The sequence below is a fragment of the Micrococcus sp. LASM2_SD2 genome, from assembly GCF_057364565.1.
The window spans coordinates 1-9,472 of the sequence record NZ_JBNFOB010000066.1 but is presented as its reverse complement, the minus strand read 5'-3'; the positions used below and the strand labels follow the sequence as shown (position 1 = coordinate 9,472).

The window sequence follows — 9,472 nt, the reverse complement described above, 5'->3', positions numbered from 1 at the left end:
CCCCGGGGGCCGACGGCGTCCAGCCGCAGGGTCGCGGGGGAGCCGTCGTTGCCCGGCGGGGTGCCCCCACAGCCAATCGAGGTCCACCTGCCACGGCTGGGCGCCCGCGGGGCCGCCCGGGGACGGAGGCTGCGTCACGCTTCGGCGTCCGACTGGTGAGAGGTCCAGCCCCCCTCACCGATCCACCGCAGGGCGCTGAGCGAGGGCATGAAGAGGTACTCGCCCCCGGTCATCCGGTTGAAGGTGGTGATGCCGTCGATGCGCTTGCGGGCCGGCTCGGCGGGGATGGTGAACCGTCCCTGCGTCGGGTCGTCCTCGTGCAGACCGACGATCGGGTCCCGCTCGGAGCCGAGGTCGACGAAGTTGCCTCCGTTGATCCACTCCTGCTGCATGAACTCGATCGTGTCGAAGGCCCGGGCGCTGATGAAGATGAAGTAGATCCCGCGGTCCTCCTTCGCGTCATCGGCCGAGCTCACCTCCGGCGACCACCCGGGACCGAAGGTCGAGGAGCGCCGGATGATCCGCTTGATGTTGACGTCCGTCATGATCGACAGGTCGCTGTCCCGCGGGTTGAGGCGACGCATGTGGCTGGAGTGCGGGCACATCAGGCCCTTCGGGTCGTCCTCGAAGGTGAAGTCGTTGCGTCGCTCCGGGTCGTTGCCCAGCTCCTCGTCGTCGTGGTCCGGGGAGAGCACGAGCGGGGCGCCGCTGCGCCACCGGCCGAACATCTTCGCGGCGATCCGGTGCTGCTCCTCCGGGTCCGGGCTCTGCGAGGCCAGGTAGTCGTTGAAGGCGCCCACCCGGCTGGCGAACTTGCGCAACACCACGTAGGTCCCGTTGCGGCCCAGCACATCCGGCTGCGGCACGGCCAGCGGGGAACCGGTCTCGCTGTTCTCGCCCAGGATGAACTCGCCGGCGGAGATGGAGCGCTCCTGGCCCGGCTGCGGCCGGACCCCGCTGCCGGCCACCGTCGGCTGCGAGATGGAGTCCCGGAAGCCGAAGGGGTTCTTGTTCAGCTCGTCGACCCCGAACCGGTGGGTGGCCACCAGGGTCACCCCGGTGCAGTGCTCCAGCACCTCCTCCGCCCGGTCCAGGGCGGCGTCCAGGGCGTCGGCGTCGGCCGCGTAGATCGTCAGCGCGATGTGGCAGGCGTCCTGGGTGAACGCCTCGTCCCAGTGCTCCGGGGCGTTCGGCCCGGTGTCCATGAGCTGCTGAGCGCGGGCGGCCATCCCCTGCTGGTAGGGCAACGGGAAGCTGGCCAGGGAGTCCTCGGGCAGCCCCAGGGCGCGCAGGCCGGCAAAGCTGATCGCCACGCCAGTCCAGGACTGCAGGTCATCGGCCCAGTCCTGCGCGGAGGTGACGTGCTCGGCCAGGCGGCGGACGAAGTCCCGGCCACCTTCGGCCTCCTCCACAGTCAGCATGGCGTGGGCACCGACGTAGGGCTCAGGCCGCTCCCGCAACACCAGACCCTGGATGTCGTCCAGGTCCAGCTCGACCCGCTCCCGCTCGAAACGTTCCTTCAGGTCCTTGAGGACGCCCATCTCAGTAGTCCACCGCCTCGGGGGTGGAGATCGTGTCGGTGAGCTGCTTCAGGGCGGCCGCGGTGTCCTCGTCCAGGTCGGTGCGCCCGGCCATCCGGTCCAGGAAGGTGTTCACCGCGTCCTCGGTGCGCTGCAGTCGACGCGTGTCCACCACGGTGACCTGCGGGTTCGCCACGAACCACCCGGACGCGGTGATCTGGTGCTCGGCGATGAAGTCCTTCACGGTCGGACTGTCGATGCCCGGCCACCCCTCCACATTCTGGAAGAGGAGATCCATCAGCTCGGGGATCTTGGTGGCGAAGTCGTTGATGTACGCGTCCCAGTCGCCGTCGTAGGCCGTGGCGAAGAGGATGCGGGTGTTGTCGTCGAAGAAGACGAAGCGCATGTCGTGCAGCGTGGACACGCGCTGGGCACCGTCCATGTTGCCGCGGGTCAGGTCGAAGATGCGCTGCAGCCGTTCGGCGCCGCCCGGCTTGAGGCGGGCGATCGCGGTCAGCTCCGAGACCTTCCCCGAGCGCATCCCCACGCGGCCGGCGGAGTCGGCGGTGCCGGACAGGTTCGGGTTGTGCTCGCGGATCATCGCCTCGAGGGCGATCTTGGCCAGCGTGGGGGCGTCCTGGGCGACGTCCTCGACGGCGCGCTGGACGGCGTCGAGGCGGCTCTCGTCCTGCAGTCGGGGGTCGGGGCGGTCAGTCATGAGGTCCTCCTTCGAGAATCCTTCGGGGTGAATGGTGAGGGGTCAGGCCGGGATCAGTCCGGGATCTCGTCCAGCGCCGCCGGCTCGGGGGCCGGGCGGCCGTTGAACTCGTGGCGGTAGCGGGTGGACTGCTCGTAGGCGTGCCGGCGGACACGCATGATCGAGCCCAGCGGCTGGTGCTCGACCACGCCGTTCCACGGGTTGAAGGTGAGGACGTCGTCGCCGTAGACGCGGCGGCGAGGGCTGTAGGTGTCCTGCGTGGCGATCCGCAGGGTCGCGACGGGCTGATGGGGGGCCTGCTCCTCGTCCCAGAGCACGGAGGCGTCCTCCACGGGCATCTGCTCCAGGTCCGTCGCCAGCTGGGCCCGCAGCGTGTACTCCGCACCCTCCTGGGAGAAGAAGTCCGCCACCACGTCCCGGATCGAGGAGAAGTCCTCCACGTCCATGTCCTGACCGGTCAGGGCCCGCACGTTCGCGGACTCCGGAGCCAGCGAGACCTTGGCGATGTGGTCGCCATAGCGCAGGGCGCCCTGGGTGAAGTACGTCTCGCCGAGGACGTGGGCGTTGTCCCGCCCCAGACCTGCAGGGTGGCGCTCGGGGTCCCGCCCACGGCCTCCACGGCCCCGCGCACCACCCGGGCGGCGCCGGTGGTGAGCCGCTGCAGCAGCTCCGGGTTCTGGGAGTTCTTCTCCAGCAGCCCCAGCATCTCCTGGTAGCGGCCCACGGTGCCGAAGGCCAGCGTGGGGAAGTTGACCATCAGGAAATCCTGGTTGTGGCCGCCCGGCTCGGACAGCAGGCGCTCGCCCTCCACGCCGAGCACCTTCAGCGCCCAGCCCCGCGGGGCGGGGGTGCGGTCGGTGTGGATGTCTCCGGGGGCCGAGGACAGCCGCGCGACCGCCTCGTAGCGTCCCGGGCGGGCGAAGATGCCCTGCGCCAGCTCGGGAGCCAGGCCCTCGTGCACCTCCAGGGTCGCCTTGAGGATGGCGTGGCTCTTGGCATGGGCGTCGCGGTGGGCGTGCCGATGCCGGCCGGCAGCTCGGCGCTGGGCCTCGCCCATCTGCTCGAGGATCTCCCGAGTGATGGTCTCCTCGCGTTCGGCGGGGTGCTCGACGTCCGGTGTGAATCGCACGGGTTCGCTCATGAGTGCTGCCCCTCCCTCTCTCCGGGTGCATTTACGCTACGATCAGTTGCGCAACCGTCATCAGCGATGCTAGGACGGTCACAGGATCCGAGGCAAGGGCAGGAAGACGGTGCAGAGGAAGACCGCGAACCGAAGCGCGGGCAGGCCCCGCCGTCACGGCGTGGAGGAGACGGTGCTGGCGGCCGCCGTCGCGCTGGCCGGGGACGAGGGGTACGCCGGTGCCACCGTGGACGCCGTCGCCGCCCGGGCGGGGGTGGCCAAGACGACGGTGTACCGGCGGTGGCCGTCCAAGGAGGCGCTCGCCGTGGACGCCCCTCGCCGGGGGGAGTTTCGGCCTCGGCGCCGGTCTCACGGGCTTCGCCGTCTCTTCGGCGCTGATCGGCTGCGCGCTCGGCGCCTGGTTCGCCGGGCCGATCGCCAACCGCCGCGGCCGCGTGCCCGTGATGGTGATCGCCGCGATCCTGTTCCTGGTCTCCGCCATCGGCTCGGGCCTGGCGTTCGGCGTGGTCGACCTGATCGTCTGGCGCGTGGTCGGCGGTCTGGGCGTGGGCGCCGCGTCCGTGATCGCTCCGGCGTACATCGCGGAGGTCAGCCCGGCGCATGTGCGCGGTCGCCTCGGCTCGCTCCAGCAGCTGGCGATCGTCCTCGGCATCTTCGCCGCGCTGCTCACGGATGCGCTCTTCGCGACGATGGCCGGGGGAGCGGCGCAGCCGTTCTGGTTGGGCGTCGACGCCTGGCGCTGGATGTTCCTGGCCGAGGCCGTCCCGGCGGTGCTGTACGGCCTGTTCGCCCTGAAGCTGCCGGAGTCCCCGCGCTACCTGGTCGCCCGCGGTCGCACGGACGAGGCGGCCGAGGTCCTGCACGAGTTCACCGGTGTGGACCGGGTGAACCTGATGATCGAGGACATCCGGCGCTCGCTGGACTCGGAGCGCCGCGAGTCGCTGGCGGACCTGCGTGGACCGTCGGCGGGCCTGCAGCCGATCGTGTGGATCGGCATCCTGCTCTCCGTCTTCCAGCAGGCCGTGGGCATCAACGTGATCTTCTACTACTCCACCACCCTGTGGCGTTCGGTGGGCTTCGGGGAGTCGGACGCCCTCACGGTCACCGTGATCACCTCGGTCACGAACATCGCCGTCACCCTCATCGCGATCGCCCTGGTGGACCGCGTCGGCCGTCGCCCCATGCTGATCGCCGGCTCCGCCGGCATGACGGTCAGCCTCGGCCTGATGGCACTGGCCTTCTCCTTCGCGCAGACCGGCGGCGCCGAGTCCGTGTCCCTGCCGCAGCCGTGGTCCACGGTGGCGCTGGTGGCCGCGAACGCCTTCGTGGTGTTCTTCGGCGCCACCTGGGGGCCGCTGGTCTGGGTGCTGCTGGGCGAGATGTTCCCGAACCGCATCCGCGCCGGCGCGCTCGCCGTGGCCGCCGCCGCGCAGTGGGCGGCGAACTTCACCGTCTCCACCACGTTCCCGTGGTTGGCGGACATCGGCCTGACCCTCGCCTACGGCCTGTACGCGGTCATGGCGGCGCTGTCCCTGGCCTTCGTGGCGGCCTTCGTCCCCGAGACCAAGGGCAAGACGCTCGAGGAGATGAGCGACGTCGTGGTGCGCTCCCCGGGGCAGCGGCGCGCGGTGCGGGCTGAGGCCGAGCGGGACCTGCGCGGCTGACACCGCCCGTCCCGACGACGGCCCCCCTCCCTGAGCTGCAGACAGGGAGGGGCCGCGTCGTGACGACGGATCGCCGCCACCGCCCGGGCCTGCATCCCCGCCATCGACTCGCCGCCGGGGAAGACGACGGCGGACGGCTGTGACTGCACCACGGGCCACAGCTCTTCTTTGGCGAGATCGCTGAGCTCCGGCCCTGCCACTGCCCGTAGTCGCACTCCGTGAGGTCGGCCTCCACCGTCGTCGGCGTCGCCTCCCGCTGACGCTCGACGACGGCCCGCGCCGTCTGAGCGCATCGCTCCAGCGGACTCGACACCACCTCAGCAAGAGATGCCGTCGCCATTCCCCAAGCCTATCGACGCCTGCGATGCCGCGCGTCGTCGTAGGCGGGCGGAGAGGCTGCCCGGTTCAGTCCTCGTGCCGCGTGTACCCGTAGGTGTCCGTCTGGGTCTCGTTGATCCAGATCTCCGACTCCTGGCGGGCATCGTCCGGGTGTTCGACCCGCAGGGTACGGCCGTAGGCCTCGTCCACCAGGGCCACTCGGAAACCAGACTGCTCCAGCGGCTCCCCGAGTGCCTCCACGTCCGAGGCCTCGAAGGCCATCACGGTGGACTCCACCTCGCCGACGTGGACGCCCACCAGACCGTCGCCGGCCAGGTCCGCCCAGTCGCCGCTGTCCGAGGTCAGGCGGCGGCGCAGACCCTGTCCGGCCAGCATCCGTGCGGTCTCCTCGACCTCCGGAGTGCAGAGAAGGGGCGCCACGGACACGGCGGGCCCGAGCTGCCCGTCGCCACCCTCGGCGCCGCGCATCCCACTGCGCTCACCGTCCTCGAGCCCGAACTCCACGGACGGGGAGTCGCCGGAGACGAGCGAGAGCCGACCGCCGGCGAACTCGGCGAGGCGAGTGCCGTCGTCGTGGGTGTGGACGGTGGCGCCGAGCGCCGAGGCCAAGGTGGCCCACCGTTCAGGGCTCGGGGTGGTGACGATGGGGTGCACGATCATGACTGCTCCTTCTCCAGGTACTCGGTCAGGGCCTTCTCCACGAGGGCGGAGAGGCTGGTGTTCTCATCCACGGCGCGGTGCTTCACCCGGGTGACCAGCTCGCGCGGCAGATAGACGTTGAACTGCGCTTTCTCTGACATGGTTAGGATGCTAGCAATCTAGTCACCCGGTGACAAGACCAGCTCCATGCACCCGATCGCCCGGCACCCGTGCGACGCTAGTGGCCATGCCGGGTGAGCGGACCCGGGCCTGGCTGGCCCTGCTGCAGGCCCGCGGCGTGAACGTGCTGGTGCTCGATGAGCCGACCACCACCTGGACCTGGAGGCCATCGAACAGCTCGAACAGACGCTCGAGTCCTATGAGGGTGCCCTGTTGCTGGTCACCCACGACCGCCGCATGCTCGAGGCCGTGCAGACCGACCGGCGCTGGCACGTGGAGGAGGGGCGGGTCACCGAGGTCTGACTTCACCGTGGGGAGTCCGTAGGCTCGGCGGGACACCGTTCGAACCGCGCACAGGTGCGTCCATGGCTGACACCGACGTGGACCCGTTGAAGAACCTCGGCCTGCCTGCCGTCACCTGGGAGAACCTGGCCTACGGTCTGGTCGCGATCGCGGCCGCCGTCCTGCTGGGCTGGGTGCTGAGGCTGCTGGTGTCCCGTGTGCTCCTGTGGCGGGACCGGGGCGAGTCCGCCGCCCGGGTGTTCGGCTCGCTCACCGGATGGGCGGTGACCGTGCTCGGCAACATCTTCGCGGGGGTCGTCATCCTCGCGCGGGACCTCTACCGGGTGGGCGACCAGGTGGAGGTGGACGCGCACGCCGGCACGATCACGCACATCGGCCTGTCGGCCACTCGGGTGCGCTCCTTCGACGGGCGGATGATGCTGGTCCCGAACTCCACCATGCACTCCGAGGTGGTCACGGTCCAGACCGGGTCCGTGGACCTCGAGCTCCGCTTCTGGTCCGGCTCCCGACAGCTCGAGACCCGGGCGGCCCAGAGCAACGTGATCCGTGCGGTGCTCGGTGAGCTCCGCCGGGCCGGTGTGCCGCTCGCTTCGGCCACCGTGACCGTGACCTCACGGGGGAACGATGACGGTCCCTCACCTCTGCGGAGGTGAGGGACCGTCGTCGTCCCACCGGCGTCAGCTGACGGGGGAAGCAGTGGTCAGTCCTGCTTCATGGTCCCGGTCTCCAGGAACCGCTGGTGCCAGGAGAGGGCCTCGTCCATCAGGTGCGGGGTGTGCAGGCCGTCCGAGCCGGCGAGCGCACGCTCGTAGTAGTCCTCGAGCTGGGCCTTGTAGTCCGGGTGCGCGCACTTCTCGATGATCAGGCGGGCACGCTGCTTGGGGGAGAGGCCGCGCAGGTCCGCCAGGCCCTGCTCGGTGACCACCACGTGCACGTCGTGCTCGGTGTGGTCCACGTGGGAGACCATCGGCACGATGCAGGAGATGGCGCCGCCCTTGGCCATGGACGGGGTCAGGAAGAACGAGGTGAACGCGTTGCGGGCGAAGTCGCCGGAGCCTCCCAGGCCGTTCATCATCTTCGTGCCCATCAGGTGGGTGGAGTTCACGTTGCCGTACAGGTCCGCCTCGAGCATGCCGTTCATGGCGAGGATGCCGAGCCGGCGCACGAGCTCGGGGTGGTTGGAGATCTCTTGGGTGCGCAGGATCAGCTTGTCCCGATACTTCGCGGCGTTGTTGTTGAACTCCTCCGCCTTCTCCGTGGACAGGGAGAACGCCGTGGCCGAGGCCATGCGCAGCGTGCCCGAGTCCAGGGCGTCCAGCATGCCGTCCTGGACCACCTCGGTGAACGCGGTCAGGCCCGTGAAGCGGGACTTCACCAGCTCCGCCATCACGGCGTTGGCGATGTTGCCCACGCCGGACTGCAGCGGCAGCAGGTGCTCGTCGAAGCGGCCGTGCTCCACCTCGTGCTCGAAGAACTCGACGAGGTGCTGGGCGATTGCGATGGAGTCCGCGTCTGCCGGCTTGAACGGGGAGTTGCGGTCCGGGCCGTGGGTCTCCACCACGGCCACGACCTTGTCCAGGTCGCAGTGGAAGTACTTGTCACCGATGCGGTCGGCCGGGTCCATGATCATGACCGGCTTGCGGTGCGGCGGCAGGGCGGTGCCGTAGTAGACGTCGTGCAGGCCCTCGAGGTCCTCGGACTGCCAGGAGTTCACCTCGAGGATGATCTGGTCCGCCAGGTCCAGCCAGGACTTGTTGTTGCCCACCGAGGAGCTGGGCACCAGGGTGCCGTCCTCACGGATGGCGGACACCTCCACCACCGCGGTGTGCATGGGCCCGTAGAAGCCGTTCCACACGGTCTGCGCCAGGTGGGACAGGTGGGTGTCGATGTACTCGATCTCGCCCGCGTTGATCTTGCCGCGCATGGTGGGGTCCGACTGGAACGGTGTGCGCAGCGCGATGCCGTCCGCCTCCGCCAGGGCGCCGTCCATCTCGGTGGAGGTGGAGGCGCCGGTGTGCAGGTTGATCTTGAAGTCCTCGCCGCGGGCGTGCGCGGCCTTGATGCGCTCGGCCAGGGCCATGGGGACGGCCTTCGGGTAGCCCGATCCGGTGAACCCGGACATGCCCACCGTGGTGCCCGGCTGGATGAAGGCGGCGGCTTCTTCAGCGGACATCACCTTCGCGCGCAGACCGGCGTGGTGGATGCGGGATGACATGGGGCCTCCGTGGAGTGTGCGAGTGATCTGGCCGACGTCCAGGATACCCCCGGGGCCGCGCACAGGTGCGGTTCAAGGCCGCCCCGGGGCATGTGGGTCACCCTGGCCTTCCCCACGGACGCGACGGGCTCCATGTCCTTCACCATCACGAACCTCAACTCCTATCCCACAGCCGTCCGTGACGGCGTCGGGAGCGGCGCGAACTACTACACCGACTCCGTGCAGGTGCTCAACGGCACCACAGTGGTTGCTCCGGTGGCCACGAACCTGGCCACCTACAGCAACGGCTGGACTGCTGGGGCCAGTGCGAACACCGCGGGCAGCGCGTCCTACACGATCGATGATCCGGCGCAGGGCATCACCAACCGCCTGCGGAGCTCCGCCCCGTCCTCGAGCACGGGCAACCCGAACCAGAACATCCTGATCAGTGCGATCGTCTGCGGCACGTACCAGGCTCCGCCGCCCCCGCCGCCGTCGCTGCACATGTTCGCCACCGCCGCCTTCGGCCGCCAGCGGCTGGACTACGTCAACAGCAGTGCAGACAAGTGCCACGCGGCCGTGGGATCCCCGAAGCACCAGTCCGCGGGCACGATGTTCACCAATCAGTACCCGGAAACCTCCGGCCGACAGCTTGAAGCGCCCTGGGTTTCGTTCCGACCTACTTCCTCAAGGAGGATCGGACCATGCCCCAGAAGTACAGCCCCGAGTTCAAGGCGAAGGCATTGCAGCTCATCGAGGAGCGCATCCGCGCCG

At 69.7% G+C, this 9,472-nt stretch carries 9 protein-coding genes and 4 pseudogenes; 5 read left to right on the top strand and 8 right to left on the bottom strand.

The genetic code is table 11. The features are described from left to right. Positions 1–134 precede the first annotated feature (134 nt). From AC2W7A_RS05435 to AC2W7A_RS05420, 4 genes are read right to left on the bottom strand one after another with little or no spacing between them, the layout of a single operon-like run. Positions 135–1,541 (bottom strand): Dyp-type peroxidase, encoded by a 1,407-nt coding sequence (locus AC2W7A_RS05435; protein WP_485990456.1) that lies wholly within the window; start codon positions 1,539–1,541, stop codon positions 135–137. Between the two features lies 1 nt (position 1,542). Next, the gene (locus tag AC2W7A_RS05430; RefSeq protein ID WP_485990455.1) at positions 1,543–2,238 is read right to left on the bottom strand and encodes a hypothetical protein; all 696 of its coding nucleotides are present in this window, start codon (positions 2,236–2,238) and stop codon (positions 1,543–1,545) included. 53 nt (positions 2,239–2,291) lie between these two features. After that, positions 2,292–2,708, bottom strand: coding sequence for a catalase family protein (locus AC2W7A_RS05425; protein ID WP_485990454.1), 417 nt, complete (start codon positions 2,706–2,708; stop codon positions 2,292–2,294). Beyond that, entirely contained in the window at positions 2,696–3,379 is a 684-nt protein-coding gene (locus tag AC2W7A_RS05420) for a catalase family protein (protein WP_485990453.1), read from the bottom strand. The genes AC2W7A_RS05425 and AC2W7A_RS05420 overlap by 13 nt, the downstream gene beginning before the upstream one ends. Before the next feature lie 109 nt (positions 3,380–3,488). Here AC2W7A_RS05420 and AC2W7A_RS05415 point away from each other — a divergent pair. Continuing rightward, positions 3,489–3,671 (top strand): annotated as a pseudogene (locus tag AC2W7A_RS05415) (helix-turn-helix domain-containing protein); the annotation flags it as partial. 31 nt (positions 3,672–3,702) lie between these two features. Further along, positions 3,703–5,043, top strand: a pseudogene (locus tag AC2W7A_RS05410) (sugar porter family MFS transporter); the annotation flags it as partial. Positions 5,044–5,093: 50 nt separating this feature from the next. Here AC2W7A_RS05410 and AC2W7A_RS05405 read toward each other — a convergent pair. The 3 genes and pseudogenes from AC2W7A_RS05405 to AC2W7A_RS05395 form a co-directional block, all read right to left on the bottom strand. Beyond that, positions 5,094–5,383, bottom strand: a pseudogene (locus tag AC2W7A_RS05405) (histidine phosphatase family protein); the annotation flags it as partial. A gap of 65 nt (positions 5,384–5,448) precedes the next feature. Next, positions 5,449–6,042 carry a hypothetical protein gene (locus AC2W7A_RS05400; RefSeq protein WP_485990452.1) on the bottom strand — a complete coding sequence of 198 codons (594 nt, stop codon included), beginning with the start codon at positions 6,040–6,042 and terminating at the stop codon, positions 5,449–5,451. Further along, complete coding sequence (locus AC2W7A_RS05395; protein WP_485990451.1) at positions 6,039–6,182, bottom strand: ribbon-helix-helix protein, CopG family; 144 nt, start codon at positions 6,180–6,182, stop codon at positions 6,039–6,041. Before AC2W7A_RS05395 ends, AC2W7A_RS05400 begins: the two co-directional genes overlap by 4 nt. Before the next feature lie 89 nt (positions 6,183–6,271). Here AC2W7A_RS05395 and AC2W7A_RS05390 point away from each other — a divergent pair. Both AC2W7A_RS05390 and AC2W7A_RS05385 read left to right on the top strand, forming a co-directional pair. After that, positions 6,272–6,504 (top strand): annotated as a pseudogene (locus tag AC2W7A_RS05390) (P-loop NTPase family protein); the annotation flags it as partial. A 62-nt stretch (positions 6,505–6,566) separates the two neighbouring features. Continuing rightward, positions 6,567–7,157 carry a mechanosensitive ion channel domain-containing protein gene (locus AC2W7A_RS05385; RefSeq protein WP_485990450.1) on the top strand — a complete coding sequence of 197 codons (591 nt, stop codon included), beginning with the start codon at positions 6,567–6,569 and terminating at the stop codon, positions 7,155–7,157. Positions 7,158–7,204: 47 nt separating this feature from the next. On the opposite strand, the gene scpC is transcribed toward AC2W7A_RS05385, so the two are convergent. Next, complete coding sequence (gene scpC / locus AC2W7A_RS05380) at positions 7,205–8,719, bottom strand: succinyl-CoA:acetate CoA-transferase ScpC (protein ID WP_485990449.1); 1,515 nt, start codon at positions 8,717–8,719, stop codon at positions 7,205–7,207. Positions 8,720–8,809: 90 nt separating this feature from the next. On the opposite strand from scpC, the gene AC2W7A_RS05375 reads away from it, so the two are divergent. Further along, on the top strand, positions 8,810–9,472 hold a 663-nt coding region (locus AC2W7A_RS05375), incomplete at its 3' end, for a hypothetical protein (RefSeq protein ID WP_485990448.1).

Bases quoted from the DNA above. Each gene is read 5' to 3' on its own strand.
- AC2W7A_RS05435 (WP_485990456.1), bottom strand. From the start codon at position 1,541: ATGGGCGTCCTCAAGGACCTGAAGGAACGTTTCGAGCGGGAGCGGGTC.
- AC2W7A_RS05430 (WP_485990455.1), bottom strand. From the start codon at position 2,238: ATGACTGACCGCCCCGACCCCCGACTGCAGGACGAGAGCCGCCTCGAC.
- AC2W7A_RS05420 (WP_485990453.1), bottom strand. From the start codon at position 3,379: ATGAGCGAACCCGTGCGATTCACACCGGACGTCGAGCACCCCGCCGAA.
- AC2W7A_RS05400 (WP_485990452.1), bottom strand. From the start codon at position 6,042: ATGATCGTGCACCCCATCGTCACCACCCCGAGCCCTGAACGGTGGGCC.
- AC2W7A_RS05395 (WP_485990451.1), bottom strand. From the start codon at position 6,182: ATGTCAGAGAAAGCGCAGTTCAACGTCTATCTGCCGCGCGAGCTGGTC.
- AC2W7A_RS05385 (WP_485990450.1), top strand. From the start codon at position 6,567: ATGGCTGACACCGACGTGGACCCGTTGAAGAACCTCGGCCTGCCTGCC.
- scpC (WP_485990449.1), bottom strand. From the start codon at position 8,719: ATGTCATCCCGCATCCACCACGCCGGTCTGCGCGCGAAGGTGATGTCC.